The following is a 22,442-nucleotide window of genomic DNA, read 5'->3' on the forward strand; positions in this document are numbered from 1 at the left end:
TGATGAGTAGAGGTTTCGATGCAGGTTGATGAAGTAGAGTTCTATAATCGCCTTCTGGACTTCAATAAGATATTATATTTGTGCCACCGGAATGCTGATCCGGATGCAGTTAGCAGTGCATTTGCACTGGCTGAAGCACTTGGCGGAACTGTAGGGCTTGTAGATGGCTATAATAAAATGGCAGCATTGCTCATCGACAAACTGGGAATAGATGTTGTTGATAAGCCCGATCCTTCTGAATACGATATTACTCTGATTGTCGATACATCTACCAGTTCACAGCTTAATGATATCAAGCTTGGGAAGTATTGCGTGATAGATCATCACTCCACAACCGCCCTTACAGAGAATGCCGAATTCTATTTGCACCGCAATGCTACATCCACAGCTGAGATTGTCTTTGATATCCTCAGATGTATGGATGCTCCTATAATGAGGCGCACAGCACTGGGTCTGCTTACAGGCATAGTAACAGACACCGGGCATTTTAAACATGCAACCGCTGAAACTTTCCATAACGTGGCGGAGATCGTCATTACCAGCGGAGTGGAATATGCCGACGTGCTGGAAATGATGACTGCAACCCCCCAGGATATATCCATGAGGATAGCCATGCTTAAATGTGTCACCAGGGCCACGATCGAGAGGATAGATGATTGGCTTGTGGTTTGTTCACATGTGAACTCCTTTGGTGGTGCAGCATCTTCCATGTTCCTGAATATAGGTGCAGATGTGGCTTTCATTGGGACTGAAAGGGATAACACGATCCGGGTGAGCGGACGTGCCAAAAGGGAAGCTGTGAATGCAGGGGTCAACCTGGGAAAAATAATGGAAAATATAAGTCTCAGGTATGAAGGTACTGGTGGAGGCCATGCAGGAGCAGCCGGGATAGATGTAGTGGCAGATTTGAATGAAGTACTGAATGAATGCAAGGAGCGCGTCAGGATGATACTGGAAAATAAACCTAATCCGTCCATCAGCGAATTCTTCTGATACCCATATGTTATACAGAGGCGAATATATGATCGAATACTGGAATCCTCTTACCGAAAGAATGCCCACTGAGGAACTGAACAAACTACAGGAAGAGAAACTGAAAAGTATAGTAAGATACGTCTATCAGCATTCTGATTTTTACAGGAAGAGGTTCGATGAAGCGGGAATAAAACCCGATGATATCAAAACCCTTGCAGATGTCACAAAATTACCATTTACATATAAGAAGGACTTGAGAGACACTTATCCCACCGGGATGTTCTGTGTGCCGAATGAACAGCTTGTTCGTTTCCATGTATCTTCAGGTACAACGGGAAAACCTACTGTAGTAGGATACACTAAGAATGATGTAGACGAATGGGCTACATCGCTTGCAAGAGCTATGACCTCTATAGGCATCGGGCGCGGGGATATAATTCAGATAAGTTATGGTTATGGCCTCTTCACGGGAGGACTTGGCCTGCATTATGGTGCTGAAGAAGTGGGCTCTACAGTATTGCCTACAAGTTCCGGGAACACGGAAAAACAAATAGAGCTCATGCAGGACCTGGGTACTACAGCCATGGCATGTACTCCATCCTATTTCCTCTTTATGGCAGAGGTTGCCAGGAGTATGGGAGTGAGCATAAGGGATGACACTAAGCTCAAAATTGGGATATTTGGAGCTGAACCCTGGTCGCAGCAGATGCGTGCAAGGATCGAAGAAACTACGGGTATCAAAGCTTATGACGTATTTGGGACTTCGGAACTAAGTGGCCCTCTTTTCACTGAGTGTACCTATCAGGATGGTATCCATATTTGGGCTGACCAGTTCTTGGTAGAGGTAGTCGACCCCAAGACCGGGGAATCTTTGCCTGACGGAGAAAGAGGAGAACTGGTTATCACAACCCTTGCCAAGGAAGCACTTCCACTAATACGATATCGCATCGGGGACAACACTGTGCTTAACAGGGAACCCTGCGGGTGTGGCAGAACCCATCCACGTATCATGCGTATACTTGGCCGTGTGGACGATATGCTTATTATAAGAGGCATCAATGTTTTCCCTGGCCAGATAGAGTCTGTGCTCATGAACATTCCGGAAGTAGGAGAACACTTCCAGATCATAGTTGACAGAATAAATGAGCTTGATGTGATGAAAATACAGATAGAGATGACCGACGCTGCCTTCAGTGACAAGGTGAAAGATATAATAAAACTTGAAGACAAAGTTGCTTCAGCTTTACATAAAGTATTGAACCTTGCAGTGAAAGTCGAACTTGTGGAACACGGAAGTCTCCCAAGATCAATGGGGAAATCCAAGAAGGTCATCGACAACAGGAAATTATAACAACTGACACTACATTAAATAATTAAACAGATGGTGGTCCTATGGAAAACAGAATAATAAAGCAGATATCACTATTTTCAGAGAATAAGCCTGGAAGGCTTGCAAACATCGCAGATAAGTTCAGGGATGCGGGAGTGAACATCCGGGCTTTCACCATAGCTGAAGCTGGTGACTTTGGGATCATAAGGATGGTCGTAGACAAGCCAGACCTGGCACATGAGGTATTGCATGATACGGGTTTCACTGTCTCGGAAACTAATGTGCTTGGCGTAGCGATGGAAGATGTTCCCGGAGGGCTGGCTAAGATAGCTGATGTGCTGGGCAAGGAGAATATCAATATAGATTATGCCTATGCTTTTGTCACAAAGACAGAAAAAGCGCTGCTCATCCTGAGGGTCAACGATATAAAGGCAGCAATTAGTGTTCTGGAAAGAAATAGCATTAAGTTGATAGATATGCAGGATATAAAAGACATCTGAACCTATATCCGATTTCTTTTTTAGACTTCCTGATTTCACTATCGGAACAAAAACCACTACGATTTTATAGGATCTATTAGAATTTCCATGAGATGAAAGAGGAGATCAGGCAGTGTTCTACGGTTGCACAACCCCACAATAAAATCGGGGGCTCCCATACAACAATAATTGGAGGCCGGTACGGTAAAAAACTTGTGCGTCTCATAAGCCTTCATACAGAAGTTAAGAAAATAGTGCCTTCAGTGATCACTGTGAGAGGAAAGAACAATCCTGGTGGTCTTATCATTGGTAAAGTACTGCGACCGGATGATAGAGGCAACCTGAGGCTGCTTATATCCCACGGCACTTCTTCCCAGGAACTGAGGATAATCACGACTGTGGGAGATGTGCAAAGTGGGGAGCGCATAATGAATGAACTTAACCGGATGATAGAGGAACATACCAATTGAGCGGAGCTTGGTTAAAATGATCTATGTAGGAGTGGACCATGGCACGACAGCAATGAGATTTACTGCGTTATCAGAAGGAAAAAAAGAATATATTAATCTGGAAATTCCACGTACGAATGCAGCAGCCATGTCGGGAGAGCAGATAATAGCTGCTCTTGAAAAAAAGTTTAGGGTTAGCAGAGAAGATATAGGACTTATAGCGCTCACCTATTCCATGGGTGATGGCATTACTGCTATAGAAGATATCCATACAGTACAACATAGGGGTGTGCAGAGTATCGAAGGGGCCGGTCAGAAGACAGGAGGGGGATCAAAAGTATTTGATGCCATACTTAATTCCGGCATCCCTGCGGTAGTGATCCCGGGGATTCACGAAGATAGTAACACTGATCCCAGAATGAATATATTTTCTCATTCTACCAGCCCCGAAAAGATAGGGATTGCATACCATGCCCTTTGTAAGGGACATCAGGATTTTGTACTGTCTGACATCAGTTCGAACACAGTGACCCTTGGGGTGGCAAAAGGAAAGATAATAGGGGCTATAGATGCATGCATTTTTGCTCCCGGACTGCGTCATGGACCTTTGGATGTACGAGCTATCCGTGAAGTTGACCGGGGGCAGGTGAGTGCAAATGAGGCATTTACAAATACCGGTGTGCTTAAAAGAGCAGGCTATTCTAACAGAAAAGAGCTAATTGATGCTGCATCCGGGAAAGAACCACAGGCTTTACTGGCACTTGATACACTGGCATTGTTCGCTGCAATGGAAATTGCCAGCATACAGGTACTATTGAAGGATTACGGAGTACAGGGAGAGATATTCATCGAAGGTTCGGTAGCTGAGATACCCTATGTTGTTGAAAGGATAGAACATCATCTTGGTGTGCAAGGTCACGTGCTTGGCAGGTGGAGCGCAGCTATCGGCTGTGCGGAAATGGCCAGAGATATTGCAAAGGGTTCCAGGGAGATACTTGGTCTGCAAGTGAAGTTCGTACTTTGAATACATAAGAATTTGGCATCCTTTAGTGTCCAAATATGGGTTTCATTAATAAACCATCGGTATGTTCAAAGGACTACTTAATGTCAGACCGGATCGTTCAACTATACTTGATCAATAAAATAAGGGATGTAATATGAAGATTGCAATAGTTGCACCAAGTCCTGTACCTTTCACTATCGGAGGGGCTGAACTGCTGTTCAGTGGTATGCAGGATGCTATAAACAGTTATACTTCACATCAGTGTGAACTCATAAAACTGACAACTAAAGAAAATACCTTCTGGGATCTGATCGAATCATATTATAAATTCTATCAATTGGATCTGTCCCATTTTGATATGGTCATTTCCACCAAATATCCCTCATGGATGATCAGACATCACAACCATATCGTTTATATGCTCCATCCTTTAAGGGGATTGTACGATACATATAAATTATGTACTGGCAATCTGGAGATGCCTGAGGAGTTCAAAAACGGACTTGTTAAAGAGATACTTGATATAACTGATGCCCGGATCAAAAAGAAAAAAGATGTAGATGACCTGTTCCAAAAACTTTTCCAGCTGCAAGCCGAACAGGAAAGATATGCAAAGGAGATATTCATATTTCCAGGACCATTTATAAGAAAGATCATACATTTCTTTGATCACTGGGCATTGTCATACGAAAATACCAGAAAATATCATGCCATTTCAGAGAATGTAAGAACTCGCGAGGACTACTTTCCTCCCTCTGCGCGGGTCAATGTCCTATATCCTCCTTCAAAGATAGAAGATTTCGAGTGCAGGGATTTTAAGTACCTTTTTACTGCGAGTAGACTGGACAGCCCCAAGCGTATAGATATGCTTATTGAGGCTATGAAATTTGTCCCGCATAACGTCAGATTGAAGATCGCAGGTGAGGGACCTGAAAAGGACAGGCTCATGGAACTGGCTCATGGAGACGAGAGGATAGAGTTCCTTGGGTTCGTTACAGAAAATGAGCTTGTCGATCTATATGCAGATGCACTTGCAATACTGTTCGTGCCCCGGGATGAAGACTATGGCTACATCACCATTGAAGGGATGATGAGTGCCAAACCTGTCATAACCACATCAGACAGTGGTGGGCCCCTGGAATTCATATCAGATTCATATACAGGATTTATAGTGGCCCCTGATCCTGAACAGATCGCGGAAAAAATAAATTATCTAGTCGAAAACATAGGAGAAGCCAAAAAAATGGGACTTCTTGCACATAAAGAAGTAAAGAAGATCTCATGGAGCAACTTTGCAGCAAAACTCATCGGAAAAAGAGATGTTAAGTTGCGCCGGAAAAAGAAGATCCTTGTATTAGCTACTTATTCCTGCTACCCCACGAGAGGAGGAGGGCAGCAGAGAATATATAATATTTACTCAAGACTTGCAAAGAAGTTCGATGTGACTATTTGCTCTTTAGTTGAGAGTGATAAGGAATATGAGAGTTTTATCCTGAAGAACGGATTAAAACAAATCTGCATTCCTCAAGGTATCGAACATGCGAGATGCCAGTGGGAAATTGAAGGTAAGACCGGTCTGAATCTATATGATGTTCTTATGATCGATCTTGTTGAAAGATCAACGGATTACATAGGAGAAGTAAAAAGATTAGCTGATGAAGCTGACATAATTATGTTACCGCACCCCTACCTATATGTAGTGAAAGACTTCATCGACCTATCCGGAAAAAAGATAATATACGATTCACAGAATGTAGAATACCTTCTTAAAAAAGACTATGTTGGTGCTGAATTAGCACAGAAGGTATTCGATGTCGAGAAAGAGACTGCTGAAAAAGCTGATCTCATTTTTGCAACTTCTGATGAAGATAAGGAACAAATGGTGCAAGTGTATGGCATTGATGCGAATAAAGTACTTGTGGCTCCAAATGGAGTGGATACATCAAGGATCCAACTGATAAGCCTGGAAGAGAAGGAACGCTTGAAAAAAGAACTTGGTCTCTCAGGTTATCATACTATTTTATTTATTGCCAGCTGGCATCCTCCAAATCTGGAGGCTTTTAAATTCATTTTAGATGAAATAGTGGATAAGTTCAATGATTGTATTTTTTTGGTTGTCGGCAGTATAAAGCATTATTATGTCAATGAGTGCAGCAAATCTCCGAAGAATGTTCTGGCTTTTGGTGTTGTTGATGAAGATGAGAAATACGAGCTGTATAAATTAGCTGATCTTGCCATTAATCCCATGTTCAGCGGATCGGGAACTAATTTAAAGATGCTGGATTATATGAGTGCAGGTATTCCCACCGTCAGCACTCCTACCGGTGCAAGAGGGCTGGAAATTGAAAATGGAAAACATGCCCTGATCTGTTCAGAACAACAGATGTATGAAAAAATGACGGAACTGATAAACACGGAATCATTACGAAACAGTTTGAGGCTGCATGCAAGGGATCATGTTGAATCCAGATATTCATGGGATATAATTGCAGAATCAATAATATTGAAATTAAAGGAGATCGTTTACACTTGAAAATTGCTTTTGTTATCCAGCGTTATGGAGAAAATATTGTAGGGGGTGCCGAATACTTTACCAGGCTAGTAGCAGAGAGAATGGGACAATACCATGAGATAGAAATTCTTACTACCTGTGCGGCAGAATATCATTTCTGGAAAAATGAATATCCTGAGGGGTCTGATATACTAAACGGGATTCGCATACATAGGTTCGCTAATGCGACAAAAAGGAATCCCAATAAGCATACTCAGATTCAGGAAACGGTCTTTTATGCAGATCATACAGTAAATGATGAGGAAGCCTGGGTTACCGAGCAAGGACCAAATTGTCCTGAGATGATAAAGTATATTTCACATAATAAAAACAAATATGATTGTTTTGTCTTCTTTACATTCCGATATTATCCAACATATTATGGAATAAAGGAAGTCACAAGCAAGTCACTAGTCGTTCCTTTTGCTGAAAACGACCCTGCTCTTGACCTTAGCACAACAAAGGAAATCTTTGAAAGAGCAAAGGGTATTGTGTATTGTACACCCGAGGAAAAAACACTGGTCGAAAGAAAAGTCGGCATCACTAAAGGGAAAGTATCGGATATAGCAGGGTGCGGGATCGAGGTACCGAAAAGCATACCTCGTACTGAAAATGAAGAACTGCAAGATAAGCAATATGTGCTATATATTGGCAGGATCGAGGGCTCTAAAGGCTGTTATCAGTTGTTCGAATACTACATGAGATTGGTGAACGAATTTCCAGACCTTCCCAACCTGGTACTTGCGGGTCTGGATGCAATCGAAATACCAAAGCATGATAAAATAAAATACCTTGGTTTTATCTCTGAAGAAGAAAAGTATTCTCTACTGAGCGGGGCACAATTCCTGATCATGCCGTCACCTTACGAAAGCTTATCACTGGTCACCCTGGAAGCAATGTGTTGTGGTACAGCAGTGCTGGCTAATGGTGAATGTGATGTTTTGAAAGGTCATTGCCTCAGAAGCAATGCAGGTCTTTGGTACCAAAACTACGATGAGTTCAGTGAATGCTTCAGATTTTTGTGCTCCAATGATCACCTGAGATCAAAAATGGGAGATAATGGAAAAACATATGTGAAAAAGAATTATTCATGGGACGTAATTGAAAAGAAATATATGGAGTTGTTCAGCCTGTTCGACCATGGTCAAAAAAGCTGATCCAGCGAGGATATAAAATCCCTTCTTAACTTCTACATCTGTGCAAAAGCACACTATGGTTTTCAAGTTTTTTAGGTTATGCAACTCCTTTTTTAAAAAAAGGAGATCATGCCCAGGCACCTACAACCGGGGTCACGCCTGCCCATCCAAGACCGATCACATCGTATCCGGAATCTGTCTGGACAAGGAAATTGTCGCCTGCTGTGTTGTAGATACCAAGTTCAGTGGTGTTATCTCCATTCCAGTCACCTACAACAGGCCTGGTGTTCACCCAGCCAAATACAGTGACAATAGCAGAGTTGGTACCCTGGTCCCAGAGAGCCCAGTTACCAGCGTTGTCGTAAACACCTACTTCTTCAGTACCATTACCATTCCAGTCGCCAACTACAGGTGTTACACCTGACCAGCCAAGACCGATCACTTGCGGTCCGAATGTACCCTGAATGACGAAATTGTTACCTGCTGTGTTGTATATACCAAGTTCAGTGATATTATCTCCGTCCCAGTCACCTACAACAGGCCTGGTATTTGCCCAGCCGAATCCAGCAATATCGACAGAATCAGCACTGTTGGTGGTTGTGTTCCACAGAGCCCACGTACCTGCATTGTCGTAAACACCGACTTCCTCTGCACCGTCACCGTTCCAGTCACCTACAACGGGTGTTGCACCGGTCCAGCCAAGACCAAGGAGATCATAGCCTGCTTCGTTCGTCTCATTTCGGATCAGGAAATTGTTTCCAGCAGTGTTGTAGATACCTACTTCTCTAATGCCGTCTCCGTCCCAGTCACCGACAATTGGTTGAGTGTTTGCACAGCCGAATCCAACTTCCTCTGGATAGTCGAACGTTTCACTCCACAGAACCCAGGTACCCTCATTGTTGTAGACACCTACGCTTTCATTGACGACTTCAGGCTGCAATCTTAAAATAACGAGACCGTTGTTATGATCGGCTACATATGCATCGTTGCCTGAAACCGCAACACCGTAGGAAGTTCCTGCAGTATTAAAATCACCCGCATGGGTCACTGAAGAAACATTTGATATATTCAGAACAGCAACTCCACGAGTATCATCAGCCACAAAGGAATAATCTCCCTGGACAGCAACTGTGATTGCAGAACCAGCAGTGTCATAGGTGCTTATGAGCTCTGGTGCAGAAACATCAGTAATATTAAAGATCAAAAGACCAGTGCTTCCATCGGCTACATAGGCATAATTACCTGCAACAGTAATGCCATATGCATGCCCAGGTGTATCATAGCTGCCTGCAATGGTAGGTGAGGCAGGAGTACTGACATCCACGATCACAAGACCATTGAGACCATCAGCCACATAGGCGTAATTATCTGAAACAGCAACATCCTCTGAACGACCGTTGGTGTTATATGTGCCTACACGGCGTATGCTGGTCTTGGAAGTTGCATCAAATATCACAAGACCGGTTGCATTAGCTGCTACATAGGCATGATTGCCTGAAACCGCAACATCGTATGCATAGTCACCTATTTCTTCCCTGTCGCTGACAAGTGGTGAAAGACCCGTTAGTGGCGAAAGAACTGAAGCATCAAATACTATTAAACCACCTTCAGCAGCAGCTAAATACACATAATTGTCTGATGTAGTCACACCTGAACAAAAAGAAGTTGTCGTAAACCTGCTTTGGATCTCCGGAGAAGAAGGATTTGCAACATCCACTGTTAGAAGCCCGCCATGACCATAGGCCACATAGGCTTTATCATTCGAGAAAGTAACATCACGTGCATAACCTGAACCATCATAACTGCCTACATCACCTACAGATGCAGGATCACTGACATCCACAATGGTAAAACCGCTGTATCCGGATGCTACATAAGCAATATCATCTGCCACTACGACATTATATGAATATCCAGTTATAGCATGTGTACTCTCAAGAGATGGGAACTGGGGCTCAGTGACATTCACAACTACAAGACCATTGAGACCATCGGCTATGAAACATAAATTGGCTGCAACAGCAATATTCTGTGTGTATCCTGCTGTGTCAAGTGTACTTGCAGAAGTAAGAGACGTAGGAGTACTGATATCCGCGATCGCAAGACCTGCAGCACCACATGCAATATAAGTATAGTTTCCTGCAACAGTGACATCTATTGCACCGGTAGTTGAGAGATTATCTGCGAATGTCGGGGAAGCAGGAGTACCTACATTGATCACAGTAAGGTTCGAGCCATCTGCCACATATGCATAGTCTCCTGATACATCGACACCCTGTGCATCTCCGGTTGTGTCATAGCGACCTGTGCGGGTCATAGATAATGAAGGGTTTGTGATATCTACAATGTAAAGTCCCTCGCTGGCACAGCTCAGGTAGGCATAAGTGTCTGAAACAGTAACACCCATTACGTTACCAGGATCACTGAATTTGCCAATCAGATTTGGAGAAGAAGGATCAGTAAGATCAAATATCAAAAACCCTCCAGTGTTGTCTGCCACATAGGCAGTGGTCCCTGATATTACAATATCTTTCACAAGACCATCGGTGGTTATGGCTGTTACTTTTGTCGGATTGGTATTATTAGTGATATCCATCACAACAATGTCCTGCCCCTGTCCAAGATATGCATAGTTGCCGGATATAGCATCCTCGGTAATCCCTCCGCCTAACTTACTTATGAAATCTATATTGATTTCATCTGCCCTACATACCCCTGAGATCAGTACCAGAAGTAATAAAAAAATTCCACATTTTATCTGTCTGTTTAACTTTGTTTGCATGTTATATCACCAGTCCTTAAATTGAAGGACTTAGAACTATTTTCTAAAAATATTCCATACAATATATTAAATCAATTATATTTATTATTTTTGATAATCTCTTTTGGAAACAAACAGTTTGCATATGTTTAACAGATGCACAACAGCGTGTCACATGGATCAAGACCGATTATTCTAAAAAGATGAAGTCTAACAGAAACCCGGCCCTTATACAATTGGCATAAATACAATGCATCGGCCGAAAAAGCTGTACCTGTGATTTGCGGTGCTTGCTGGTGGATCTGAGCTCAAGGATCTTTAGTATCGCAATTCAATAGAACATCGGAACTGCTGGGTATCTGCAGCAGAGATCAGTCTAACAAGTCTCTATTTACACTCTACCTATATTGCTATATATTTTAAAATTACTTAGTCATTTAATGAAAGGAATGCACCGCAAACGCTGCTCAAATGGATAATTTTTTAACTCACCATTGCGTATGCTTCCAAACCAGTACATTCTAACAAGAAGAGGTAGGAACATGTCAGAGAAGAACCTAGTCGGTAACAAAATCCGTCAGTTGCGCGAAGCACGGGAAATGTCAGTAGAAGAGCTGGCGCAAGCAAGTCACAGCAGTGTGGAACTTATACAGCAGCTTGAGAATGGTGCCCTTATACCCTCATTGACACCCCTGTTACAAATAGCCCGTGCACTTGGAGTGCGCCTGGGCACTTTCCTTGATGATGCAACACAAAATACACCTGTTGTTGTAAAAGCCGGCAAGTCCGAACAAATTGTAAGGTTCTCAGGTAACTGTAAAACTCCAAAGGAAAGCCTACTGGAGTTTTCTTCCCTGGCATCTAACAAGGTAGACAGGCACATGGAACCATTCATTATAGATGTGCACCCCCTCGGATGTGCGGAGATCAATCTTTCAGCCCACGAAGGAGAGGAATTCATCTACGTGCTTAAAGGCCAGATAGAGGTCATGTACGGAAAGGAGCAGTATAATCTCAATGCTGGCGACAGCATCTATTATGATTCCGTGATACCGCATCATGTACATGCAGTAGGGAATCATGAGGCACAAATCCTTGCAGTGGTGTATACCCCCCTCTAAAAGAAGGTAATCCAGATGTTCACAACAACAGTCACCCCCAGGTTCGGAGATGCCGATGGGCTGAAACACATAAATAACATTGCTATTTCCGAATGGTTTGAAGAGGCCCGCAACCCGGTATTCCGTATCTTTACACCCGACCTAAACCTTAGTTATGAGAAATGGAAGCTTATACTTGCCAGGACAGAGTTCGATTACCTCGCCGAAATGTACTACGGAGAGGATGTGGAGATACGTACCTACGTTATAAGGATAGGTAATTCTTCTTTCACAATAGGGCAAGAAGCCCGGCAAAATGGAGGCCTGAAAGCAAAGGGCCAGGCTGTGACAGTTCATTATGATTTTCTGAACAAGCGATCTGTCCCGATACCAGATGATATAAGAAAAAAACTCCAGGAACATCTTATCACTGAAGACCAGAAGTGAACAATCACATCAGAAGTTGAGAGGGATATGAGATGCCATTTATTGAAGATACCATAGGTACAGTTTTAGAGAAAGTGGTGGCTAATGATCCTGACAGGGAATTTATGGTATATCCAGACAGAGACCTGAGATTCACCTACAAGGAATTCGATGAGCGTGTGAATACATTTGCTAAAGGATTGCTAGCTATAGGCATTGGAAAAGGCGATCATGTTGGAATATGGGCTAAAAATGTCCCTGACTGGCTGACCTTCATGTTCGCAGCTGCCAAGATCGGTGCTGTGCTCGTAACTGTTAACACAGCATACAAAAGCCACGAAGTGGAATATGTCATAAAGCAGTCAGACATGAAAGCTATAGCCATCATTGATGGATTCAGAGATGTGAACTATATCGATATCATGTACGAACTCGTACCTGAACTTAAAACACAGCAGCGTGGTAAACTGCACAGTGATAGGTTCCCGTTCCTGAAGAGTGTTATATTCATAGGACAAGAGAAACACCGGGGCATGTATAATAGTGCTGAGATCCTGCTACTCGGAAAACATGGAGATGAAGATAGTTTTCAAAGGATAAAACAGTCACTTGACTGCAACGATGTAGTGAATATGCAATACACATCAGGTACAACAGGTTTTCCAAAGGGTGTCATGCTGACACACCGAAATATCCTGAACAATGGACTTTCCATCGGAGATCGGCAGAAGTTTACTTCTGATGACCGTGTATGCCTTCCGGTACCGCTGTTCCACTGCTTTGGGATCGTCTTGGGAGTAATGGCCGTCCTTACCCACGGTGCAACTCACGTGATGCTTGAACTTTATGATCCACTTATGGTACTGGCAGCTGTTCAGAAAGAAAAGTGTACTGCTTTGTATGGAGTTCCCACGATGTTCATCGCGGAATACACTCATCCTATGTTCAAGATGTTCGACCTTTCTTCCTTGCGCACGGGAATAATGGCTGGTTCAACCTGTCCAATTGACTCCATGAAAAAGGTAATAAATGAAATGAACTGCAAGGAAATAACTATTGTGTATGGCCTGACAGAATCCTCTCCCGGGATCACTCAGACTACAACCGATGATCCAATAGAACTGAGGGTATCTACCGTAGGGACAGTGTTCCCTCATGTGGAAGCCGCTGTGCTGGATCCGGAAACGCATGAGCCGCTCCCTCCAAACACCATAGGAGAGATATGCTGCCGCGGCTATAATGTGATGAAAGGCTACTACAAAATGACTGAAGAAACAAAGAAAGCTATCGATGAGAAAGGTTGGCTGCACAGTGGAGATCTGGGAACATGTGACGAGAATGGCTACTATCGTATCACAGGCCGTATAAAAGACATGATCATCCGTGGTGGCGAGAACATTTATCCAAGAGAGATAGAGGAATTTCTGTACACTGTGAATGGGGTAAAGGATGCACAGGTCGTGGGCATCCCTGACAAGAAATACGGAGAGATAGCAGGTGCTTTCGTCATGCTGAACGACGGAATTCAGCTTGCGGAAGAGGACATCCAAGACTACGCCCGCACAAAGATAGCCAGATACAAAGTTCCAAAGCACATATTCTTTGTGAAGGAATATCCGCTTACAGCAAGCGGAAAGGTTCAAAAGTTCAAGTTAAGGGAACTTGCAATACAATTACTGGAAAATAAAAAGAGAGAAGAGGCTTAAGCCTCTTTTTTGTATTTTTTATCTTCTCCCCTTTTTAAGATGTGACACCAAAGAAAATCCTATGATCACAGAAACAATTCCAAATCCTGGGATCCCCTTACTTTGAGATTCGTCTTCATTCTCCTCTTCCGTGGGGACCACCTGAGAATAATCACTTTCTAGTGTCATGACAATACCTGAAAATGCCGGGTCATTGCTATAGTAATCGTAGAGACCTCCTATAAGTTCAGATGTAGTTGCATTCTCTGAAGGCAGATATGTGACCATGAGATCTATCATTGCCTTGCTGTCGTCAACCCTTGCCTGCCCCATCTTCGAAGCCAGAGCATCTACAACAGCACTGGTGGAACCGAGCTGTTCCTCAGCATCATATGCAAGGAACACAAAGAGATCAACATTATCCGAAAAACCGGCAAGTTCTGTCAGATCATAGGATGCAGGCACATCCACTGCCAGAGGTATCTTATCAGTTGTAACGTTCCTTACTTCTTCAAGTAGCAAAATATTATCCTGGCATGCCTGTTCAGTGTCCTTTGTACAGGGGTCGAGCGTAATGTCTATACCATCGAAATCGGCCAATGATTTTGTGTTATAATCCAGAATAGCATTCACTGTAGATAGGAATTGGTCTTTTCCTGATGTTGCATTGATCCCTTCTGGAATAAACAGCATAGCATACACCTTTATGCCATTTTCATGTGCAGTCTTGATGAACCTTTCCGATTTCCAGATAGAATCTTCTGTAGTCCTCAGGAAAACCATATTCACACCTGTTGAATTGAATCGGCTGAGGATAGTATCATCATAGTCCTCCACATCAAAGTACCTTATGGACAGCACTTTTCCTTCAGGAAGGACTAATTCAGGAACCTCTGGCTCTTCAACTATTTCTTCTGCAGGCTGCTCTTCAGTTTGCATCGCTGAGAAACTGACAGTTGGTTTTTGTGAAGTGTATTTACGGACAAAAAGATAATCAATGGACATAGAACCAGTATTAGGCGAACCATCCACATAAGTATTGGATTTCAGGAACACCTTCATATTGGCTCCAGGAACGTAGGGATTCTCCTCAGTGGAAACTACATCCATTCTTGGATCCCTTACTCCATTCTTGAACCAGGATACTTTATTGATCTCATCTCCTTCCTGATACCAGGCAGTTTCCGATACGTACCAGACATCATGCTGTACATTCACATCGGAAAGGTCCCATGGATTATATCTAATGTTGTCTTTATCATTCTTCATAGTCCATGTGACAAAGGCTTCGTTATTCAGCTCTGTTTGCATCAGTACCCAGCTGCGGGTTTCACTTCGAGCGTCCACAAAACCTTGTTCCAGGATAGGACCCCTTGTATCTTCACCAGTAGTTACCTTCTTTCTTTTAACGACAAGACTTGAATTTATCGGGAAGTCTTTCTTTGACTTGATAACTGCAAAACCGTTCGGGTGCTTTGCGGGAACGAGGAGGTTGCACACACCTGAACTGAAGACAATTTGCCCACCCCCGTTGGTATTGGTATCCCATGCACCAAAGGCAAGGCGGGATTCACTGAAATCATCAAAAAGTTCAAAGGTAGAAGCTCCGCTGCTCACATCCTCTGCCAGAGGATTCCCATAATATAACTTGATCTCTGATCGGTCATTGGCCTTTAGAGAAGGAACCTTTACCCAGACAGATGCTGTAGCAGTGCCAGCATCCCAAAACTCTGTCCAATGACTAAGCTGCATGCCAGCGAATTCCAGCCTTATGTCTTTACCTCTGGAGTCGGCTTGTGTAAAGTCGAAGTTAGAACTGTCAAGTAGTATATTCACCTGATATCCGGAAAGATCAGCACCTGAATTCTCCTGAATATATAGTGTAGAACTGTAATTCCATTCTCCTCCACCTGCTTCTGTTAATGCATGCGCTGACCCTGCCATTAGCAGAAGAACAGTAGAAACATACAATAATTTTATGAGAGATCGTTCCATCATTTCATTCACCTTTTGAACATTGGCTTTATGCTGAACATAAAAGATAAGTAAAGAGAGCTATTAAACACTCGCAATTCCTATTGTAAAATAAGATCATTACTTATTAAATAGATTACTTTTACTCCTGGTATTTTGCATGTTGATATCATTTAAAAATAGAGCATACATTTATTAGCATATAATTAACGGTATATTTATAAATGATATTTTTTAAACACAGTAAGTCTTCATGAAATGTGAAATCAATATATTAGTAGACACGCTTTCCGATGGATATGAGAGAATGAGGGCATATATGAGGAGATTCCTAAATTCGAGTCAAATAAATGAGACACCGTAATATGTGATTACAAAGCAGGTAGATTTAAGAAAAGAAAGAGATGGAAATCAAAAATTTTCATTCTTACTCATAAGGTGAGATCTCATCGGGCATCGGGGTACTATGCAGTACGCATTCATTGCCATGCTCAATGAGCTCCTGGATGGCATTTTTAAGCAGTGAAGGAGATACCAATCCTACTGCTTCCTTGATGGCTTTGCCTGTACAGAAGAACTTGAACGTAGGAGCAGACCTGACACCGTATTTCATGGCCGTTACCTGGCTCTCTACACCGTTCATCCTGATAAAGGTACATGAATCCCCAAATTCATCTGCATATTCCCTGAAATAAGGTTCGATCTGTTTACAATGCGAACATTCGGGAAGATAGAACATAACAACCATGGGCTTTTCCTGGTTTGCCAGCATTTCCTCCCAGTTAGAATCATTTAGCTCGATAATATTTCCATTTACCATAAGACCACTCTCAAACACTTTTTTACCGAGATGATATTAATAAGTATTCCTCACAGTATTCCTTCAGAGCAAAATATGCATAAATAAAAAATAAATAATATAGGATTTTTATAACATTGCGTGGGTAAGTGAATATGTTTTTTCACCCAAATTCTGTGTGATGGAAGGCCGACCCCTCATTTAGCAAATAGTTCTTTTGTCCCGCTTGATATCAATAAGGCAATATCCTTCAGGACGAACATCTGCCTGATCCCTTTTGGCAAAGCTATATACCGGGGTTCCCATATGGGATTGAACTTTTCTTTATAGGCCCTAAGGCCCTTGAAGTTGTAGAAGTAATCCCCATGCGTGAAAATAGTTGAACCTATTTTGTTCCACAGTGGTGCAAGTGTCCTGTTCTCAAGACCTGAAAGCGGAGACATCCCCAATGAAAAATAATTGAACCCTTTTTCCTTTCCCCATAGCATGAGCTTGGTGAAAAGATATTCCATGGTGGAATTAGAGATATTGGGATCATAACGCATAAGGTCAATAGCCATCTCTTCTTTATCGGCTGTCACCCAGATATTGGCAAAAGCAGCTATCTGATCACCCTTTTTTATGATAGCAAGAGGGAAATTAGCCAGATACTCTTTTTTAAAGGATCCCATAGAAAAACTCTTCTCTTTAGTGTTCTTGATCTCCAGCCAGGCGTCAGATATACGTTTAAGCTCCTGGGCGTGCGCGGGAATATCCTCGGACTGCATGACCTCAAAATGAAAACCATCTTTTTCCATACGCTTCACAGAATACCGGAAATCTTTTCCGGCACTGCCCTCAAGGCTGAACTCCGAAAGCTGGACCCGTGCTTCCTCTCCTATTTTGATCAAGGTCAGGCCAATATCGAGGTAATAAGGAATGTATTTCTCGCTTACTTCATAAAAAACGGTCCATCCCTGGTGAAGGTTTGTCATTTCATGGAAATCCCATATCATTTCTTTGATGTTTTTACAATTTCCTATTGGGTCTCCCATACAGACCCAGCTTTTACCAGAGATCCCATACGCCAGGAATGAAGTTTTCTGCTCATCGAACAATACATACTTATCTTCGAGCAGAGCTAGATTTCCATTAGTATCAGTACTTTCTCTGATGATCTCCTTCACTGTATTAATTTCGTGGTTATTGGGAAGTTTGAGATCCTTACTGGAACCGCTAAGCAGTCTCATGACCCCAAAAACAGCTAAAATAATAGATATCCCTACAATCGACCTGAAGAACCTGGATACATACATATTGGTTCCAAACTGCCATAAAAGTTCTTCAGAGTATTCCATAGGTTCATGGGCAAAGAGTCCAAGCCATATGAAGCTAAGAACAACAACGGCAATGGCAATAATATTGTCCCTGCTGAAGGACTGGTTCAGGAGGGATGACTTCCTGTAAAAATGCTTCCTCTGAGGCAATAGTAATAAGAATATTGAAAAAAGGATAGCTGATTCTATATAATTCAAACCTTTCAGGATGGAAAAGATACTTCCCAGCAAAAGTACGATCATTGATAGCATATAAGCTCCATCGACCCTTTTCCATAATCCATTGGCCAGAATAAGAAGCATGACACCTATAATACTGCTGAGGAGGCTGGAATACTCTATTAATGATAAAGGAACCAGCGTTTCTACAACACGCATACCCTCTATCTGAGGAGGTAAGGCTTCTGAGAAAAGCAGCACTGCCCCTGCAAAGAAAATGAGTGTAGCGGACAGCTGAGGTGTAAATGCAGAAACTGTAAGATATGTTTTTTTGTGTAAATTTATTAATATCTCTTTTCTTGTATTGAACTCGCTGTATGACAGAACGATCAGCCCCACCAGGAAGGGTGTGAAATAATATACTATCCTGAACATCACAAGAGCAACGATCACTTCTTCAAGAGCTAAATGAGGAGCAAGTGCAAGGAGCATGATAGCTTCGAAAACTCCCAGTCCGCCGGAAATGGTAGTTATGTAGGCAAGGGTCTGTGCCACTAGGAACATTGCCATGAAATATGGGAAAGAGATCTCACCACTATGAGAAAGAAGGAAATAGAGGGCACTGCCTGCAAAAACAGAATCTATAGATGAAATGAGGATCTGTAGAAGAGCAGTCCGTAAGTAAGGGAACCGGACCTCATAACTTTTTATAATAAAAGCTCTATGCTGCACACACAGCAACAGGTACACAATAAGGAAGAGCAATAGACAGGCACCTAAAACCTTGAAAAAGATCTCATAGAAGGAAAGAGATGCAGGCAGCTCAATGGGATAAAAAGTTAATAAAGATCCTCCGACAAAGCATATACCAAGCCAGAAAGTTATACTGCAGAATGTGATCACTTTGCCTATTTGCAGCAGTGTCAGACCATAGGCAGAATATGATCTGTAACGCAGTGAGCCACCGGTAAGAGGATTAAAACCTATGCTGTAACTGATGGAAGTACTTGTAAAAGAAGAACGGAGAATTTCCTTAAAAGATATAGATTGACCTATGTAGCGCATGGCCAGGAAATCATAACTGATAAGGGCAATATAACTCAAAAAAGTAAACATAGAAGCAAGTACCACACTTAATGACCCAATGTCCGTGAAACTTGCCGGTATCTGATCTAATTGCAGGGGCTGAAGCTCCCTGTCTAAGACCCATAGTGCCAGCGCAAAAATAGCAATTGGTAACAAATAGCTTATTTTTTTTATGATTTTCTGAGCGTGGTAATTCTTTTTTTGGATCAATATAATTCCTCTTATATTAAATTCACTATATTGATCATGCTATTTGATATTTACTCTGGTTTTGGGTGCAATGGAATTTTTCAAAAGTTCCTGAAGAAACCGAATATAAATAATGGAAAAGCATTTTATCAAAAAGGGTGTTTAGCCTAACACGCAAATTCTTCTTTTGCAAATTACGGGGCTATTTTAATGGATGTTTCTGAACTTATTGAGAGAATAAAGTCTTCAAGAAGATATGAAGGCCAGATCGTACACATTGAAGACATACCTGCAAAGGACCCTTTCTATAGCTCTGTTGAACTGAAACCAATTATACACTATGCTCTGGATGAGACAGGTATCAAGCAGCTTTACGTCCATCAGGTAGAAGCTGTAGAAAAGGCCAGGGAAGGGAAGAACATCGTCCTGTCAACCAGCACTGCCAGTGGCAAATCCCTTTGCTACATGCTACCTATATTTGAAACCATCCTGGAAGATCCAGCGGCAACAGCACTTTACATCTCTCCTTTGAATGCGCTGGTGAACGATCAGCTCCAGACCTTCAGGAACTTCAGCCAGCTGATGGGCCTGGATATCAATATAAACAAGTTCATTGGAGCTATGTCAAAAAATGAAAAGGATGCAGTTAAGTATAACGATCCACGGATAGTATTCTCCAACCCGGATATGCTGCATCTGAGCTTTCTGCAATGGAAACATCAGTGGAAACGTTTTCTATCGAATCTTAGGTTTATCGTCCTTGATGAAAGTCATACATACAGCGGTGTCATGGGTAGCCACATGGCAAACCTGCTTCGAAGACTTAACAGAGTATGTGATCACTATGGTGCACATCCTCAATACATCTGCTGCACTGCCACGATCGGTAACCCTGTGGAGCACACTACCGCTTTGATAGGCAAAGATGCGGTTTTGATAGATAATGATAGTTCAGGAAGCGGACCACAGAAATTCGTATTCTGGAATCCACCCTTGTATGCAAAATATGGGAACTTCACCATAAGGAAAGCCAGTTTCGGGGAAACGATAGACCTGTTCACAACGTTTGTTCAGAGCGGATCTCAGACAATTGCTTTTGCAAGATCGAGACAGAAAGTGGAGCGGATGTTCATCGAATCAAAGAACATTCTCGCCCACAGAGGTGCCGAACAAAAAATAAGCTCCTACAGAGGTGGTTATCACGGGCATGAACGTGAGATCATTGAGAAAGGGCTTTCCAGCGGGCAGATAGCGGGTGTTATTTCCACTAATGCACTTGAACTGGGAATTGACATCGGTGGCCTCGATGCCTGTATCATGGATGGATTCCCGGGAACAATAATGAGTGCAAGGCAGCAAGCAGGAAGGGCAGGGCGCGGACATGCGCAAAGCATAGTGGTACTTGTTGCCGATCCGAATCCTCTGGATCAGTACTACATGCGAAATCCCGGGGACTTTTTCAGAAAACAGTGTGAAGAAGCGGTGATAAATGTCTCTAACCGCTATATACAGGCAGGCCATCTGTTGTGTGCCGCCAGAGAGATCCCTTTACGTGCAGCAGATGAACAGTATTTCGGAAATGAGTTCAGCAATATAGTGAATGTGCTGGAAGAAGAAGGATTACTTGAAGGCACTGATGAAAAAAAAGCATTGGACACTGATGCTCATATGCACGTATCTATCCGGGATATTGACAGTGATGCATATACTATTATTGACAAAGCTTCCAAAAAACCTCTGGAGAATTCTCTTTGCAGACTACAGGCTTACAGGGAGGCATTCGAAGGTGCTGTGTATATAAACAAGGGAAATGCCTATGTTGTCACTACCCAGAACCATGAAAAACGCGAGATACACGTAGAACATACACAGAATGAATACTATACCAGGTCGATGGTATCCTCAGAAGTGATCATTAGAAATGTCTTAGAAACAAAAGCGTTGTCAACTTGCCCTGATGTAAAAGTGGGATTTGGAAGTGTGGATGTTACCCAGCAGGTAACAGGATACAAGAAATTGCAGCAGCGTACGGATAAAGAACTTGATCAATGTGCTTTGCAAATGCCTAAGTTCACTCTTGAAACAGAAGCTCTCTGGATTGAACTGCCCGGCTGGTCCATGGGGGCAGTTGCAGCACACGACAGAGATTTTGCGGGAGGGATCCATGCTATTGAACATGCTATAATAGCGATGTACCCTTTACACCTGCTTGCTGACCGCAATGATGTAGGAGGGCTTTCCACAGCAGAACACGCTGATATAGGAGGCAGCAGTGGAATATTCGTATACGATGGACATCCGGGAGGTGTCGGTTACGCTGAGAACGGATATGATAAGATCGTTGAAATGCTGGAGGTCACTCTGCGGTCCATTGAAAGCTGTCCCTGCAAGGAAGGGTGCCCATCCTGCATCCAGTCCCCAAAATGTGGTAACAATAACAATCCACTGGACAAGGATGCTGCGATCATCTTACTTTGCAAAATGCTCGGAAAACCTGAATATATTCCTCAGAAGAAAAAGGCCCTTAATGAAGTGAAAAAATCAGAAAAACGTATTAGTGACATACCTGAAAACAAGGAAAGAATTGAACAGAGATTCGATCCTGTAAGCGCTCTGAACAGGGCTAGGAGAAAACTTCGCCAGAAGCAGACAAAAACAGCATCCGAATGGGTAAAGACCGGTATTTTCACTGGAAAAGAACAAAAAGATCATGAACAGGCGTATGAGTGCTTTGAAGCTGCTCTGCAGCTTGAGCCCGACAATCCTAGTGCATTGCTGAACAAGGGTATAACCTGTTTGAACCTCGATCAGAACCAGGCTGCACTTACATGCTTTAACAGGCTTATTAATATGGGTGTGGACCAGAGTGTTGTATGGAAGAACAAAGGAACTGCTCTATATCGCCTCGGAGATCCAAGAGGCGCTATAAAAGCATACGATGAGGCTTTGAGAATTAAACCAGATGATAAGAAAGTACAGGAACTGAAAGAGAGAGCAAAGAAAATGTGTCTTTAGGAAGAGCTG

At 42.7% G+C, this 22,442-nt stretch carries 15 protein-coding genes; 11 read left to right on the forward strand and 4 right to left on the reverse strand.

Annotated features, from left to right (window positions below; all coding sequences use genetic code 11):
- The first annotated feature begins 18 nt into the window (after positions 1–18).
- The 7 genes from METHO_RS09060 to METHO_RS09090 all read left to right on the forward strand — a co-directional run bounded on the left by METHO_RS09060 (position 19) and on the right by METHO_RS09090 (position 7,944).
- Positions 19–993 (forward strand): DHH family phosphoesterase, encoded by a 975-nt coding sequence (locus tag METHO_RS09060; protein WP_015325234.1) that lies wholly within the window; start codon positions 19–21, stop codon positions 991–993.
- 28 nt (positions 994–1,021) lie between these two features.
- Positions 1,022–2,326 carry a phenylacetate--CoA ligase family protein gene (locus METHO_RS09065; protein WP_015325235.1) on the forward strand — a complete coding sequence of 435 codons (1,305 nt, stop codon included), beginning with the start codon at positions 1,022–1,024 and terminating at the stop codon, positions 2,324–2,326.
- Positions 2,327–2,367: 41 nt separating this feature from the next.
- Complete coding sequence (locus METHO_RS09070; protein ID WP_015325236.1) at positions 2,368–2,805, forward strand: ACT domain-containing protein; 438 nt, start codon at positions 2,368–2,370, stop codon at positions 2,803–2,805.
- Between the two features lie 92 nt (positions 2,806–2,897).
- The gene (locus METHO_RS09075; RefSeq protein WP_015325237.1) at positions 2,898–3,254 is read left to right on the forward strand and encodes a DUF2103 domain-containing protein; all 357 of its coding nucleotides are present in this window, start codon (positions 2,898–2,900) and stop codon (positions 3,252–3,254) included.
- A gap of 16 nt (positions 3,255–3,270) precedes the next feature.
- Positions 3,271–4,257 carry a methanogenesis marker 12 protein gene (locus METHO_RS09080; protein ID WP_015325238.1) on the forward strand — a complete coding sequence of 329 codons (987 nt, stop codon included), beginning with the start codon at positions 3,271–3,273 and terminating at the stop codon, positions 4,255–4,257.
- Between the two features lie 133 nt (positions 4,258–4,390).
- Positions 4,391–6,769: a glycosyltransferase family 4 protein gene (locus METHO_RS09085; protein WP_015325239.1), complete on the forward strand. Its 2,379-nt coding sequence runs from the start codon at positions 4,391–4,393 to the stop codon at positions 6,767–6,769.
- Positions 6,766–7,944, forward strand: a complete 1,179-nt coding sequence (locus METHO_RS09090; RefSeq protein WP_015325240.1) for a glycosyltransferase family 4 protein — start codon at positions 6,766–6,768, stop codon at positions 7,942–7,944. The genes METHO_RS09085 and METHO_RS09090 overlap by 4 nt, the downstream gene beginning before the upstream one ends.
- A gap of 106 nt (positions 7,945–8,050) precedes the next feature.
- Here the strand turns inward: METHO_RS09090 and METHO_RS09095 are convergent, their stop codons facing one another.
- Positions 8,051–10,705, reverse strand: coding sequence for a hypothetical protein (locus tag METHO_RS09095; RefSeq protein ID WP_015325241.1), 2,655 nt, complete (start codon positions 10,703–10,705; stop codon positions 8,051–8,053).
- Between the two features lie 521 nt (positions 10,706–11,226).
- Here METHO_RS09095 and METHO_RS09100 point away from each other — a divergent pair.
- From METHO_RS09100 to METHO_RS09110, 3 genes are read left to right on the forward strand one after another with little or no spacing between them, the layout of a single operon-like run.
- A complete protein-coding gene (locus METHO_RS09100; protein WP_015325242.1) occupies positions 11,227–11,805 on the forward strand; it encodes a helix-turn-helix domain-containing protein in 579 nt (192 codons plus the stop codon).
- 15 nt (positions 11,806–11,820) lie between these two features.
- On the forward strand, positions 11,821–12,231 hold the full coding sequence (locus tag METHO_RS09105) for an acyl-CoA thioesterase (protein ID WP_015325243.1): 411 nt from the start codon (positions 11,821–11,823) through the stop codon (positions 12,229–12,231).
- 32 nt (positions 12,232–12,263) lie between these two features.
- On the forward strand, positions 12,264–13,916 hold the full coding sequence (locus METHO_RS09110; RefSeq protein WP_015325244.1) for an AMP-binding protein: 1,653 nt from the start codon (positions 12,264–12,266) through the stop codon (positions 13,914–13,916).
- 18 nt (positions 13,917–13,934) lie between these two features.
- Here METHO_RS09110 and METHO_RS09115 read toward each other — a convergent pair whose 3' ends face one another.
- The 3 genes from METHO_RS09115 to mprF form a co-directional block, all read right to left on the reverse strand.
- Positions 13,935–15,893, reverse strand: coding sequence for a DUF2341 domain-containing protein (locus tag METHO_RS09115; RefSeq protein ID WP_015325245.1), 1,959 nt, complete (start codon positions 15,891–15,893; stop codon positions 13,935–13,937).
- A gap of 403 nt (positions 15,894–16,296) precedes the next feature.
- Entirely contained in the window at positions 16,297–16,689 is a 393-nt protein-coding gene (locus METHO_RS09120) for a thioredoxin family protein (protein WP_015325246.1), read from the reverse strand.
- Between the two features lie 176 nt (positions 16,690–16,865).
- Positions 16,866–19,439 (reverse strand): bifunctional lysylphosphatidylglycerol flippase/synthetase MprF, encoded by a 2,574-nt coding sequence (gene mprF, locus METHO_RS09125; protein ID WP_015325247.1) that lies wholly within the window; start codon positions 19,437–19,439, stop codon positions 16,866–16,868.
- 189 nt (positions 19,440–19,628) lie between these two features.
- Between mprF and METHO_RS09130 the strand changes: the two genes are divergently transcribed.
- On the forward strand, positions 19,629–22,433 hold the full coding sequence (locus METHO_RS09130; RefSeq protein WP_015325248.1) for a DEAD/DEAH box helicase: 2,805 nt from the start codon (positions 19,629–19,631) through the stop codon (positions 22,431–22,433).
- Positions 22,434–22,442: the final 9 nt, after the last annotated feature.

It is taken from the genome of Methanomethylovorans hollandica DSM 15978, assembly GCF_000328665.1.
Lineage (GTDB): Archaea > Halobacteriota > Methanosarcinia > Methanosarcinales > Methanosarcinaceae > Methanomethylovorans > Methanomethylovorans hollandica.

Coding starts and splice junctions, on each gene's coding strand:
- METHO_RS09060 (WP_015325234.1), top strand. CDS start 19: ATGCAGGTTGATGAAGTAGAGTTCTATAATCGCCTTCTGGACTTCAAT.
- METHO_RS09070 (WP_015325236.1), top strand. CDS start 2,368: ATGGAAAACAGAATAATAAAGCAGATATCACTATTTTCAGAGAATAAG.
- METHO_RS09075 (WP_015325237.1), top strand. CDS start 2,898: ATGAAAGAGGAGATCAGGCAGTGTTCTACGGTTGCACAACCCCACAAT.
- METHO_RS09120 (WP_015325246.1), bottom strand. CDS start 16,689: ATGGTAAATGGAAATATTATCGAGCTAAATGATTCTAACTGGGAGGAA.
- METHO_RS09095 (WP_015325241.1), bottom strand. CDS start 10,705: ATGCAAACAAAGTTAAACAGACAGATAAAATGTGGAATTTTTTTATTA.
- METHO_RS09130 (WP_015325248.1), top strand. CDS start 19,629: ATGGATGTTTCTGAACTTATTGAGAGAATAAAGTCTTCAAGAAGATAT.
- METHO_RS09065 (WP_015325235.1), top strand. CDS start 1,022: ATGATCGAATACTGGAATCCTCTTACCGAAAGAATGCCCACTGAGGAA.
- METHO_RS09100 (WP_015325242.1), top strand. CDS start 11,227: ATGTCAGAGAAGAACCTAGTCGGTAACAAAATCCGTCAGTTGCGCGAA.
- METHO_RS09110 (WP_015325244.1), top strand. CDS start 12,264: ATGCCATTTATTGAAGATACCATAGGTACAGTTTTAGAGAAAGTGGTG.
- METHO_RS09115 (WP_015325245.1), bottom strand. CDS start 15,893: ATGATGGAACGATCTCTCATAAAATTATTGTATGTTTCTACTGTTCTT.
- METHO_RS09080 (WP_015325238.1), top strand. CDS start 3,271: ATGATCTATGTAGGAGTGGACCATGGCACGACAGCAATGAGATTTACT.
- METHO_RS09085 (WP_015325239.1), top strand. CDS start 4,391: ATGAAGATTGCAATAGTTGCACCAAGTCCTGTACCTTTCACTATCGGA.
- METHO_RS09105 (WP_015325243.1), top strand. CDS start 11,821: ATGTTCACAACAACAGTCACCCCCAGGTTCGGAGATGCCGATGGGCTG.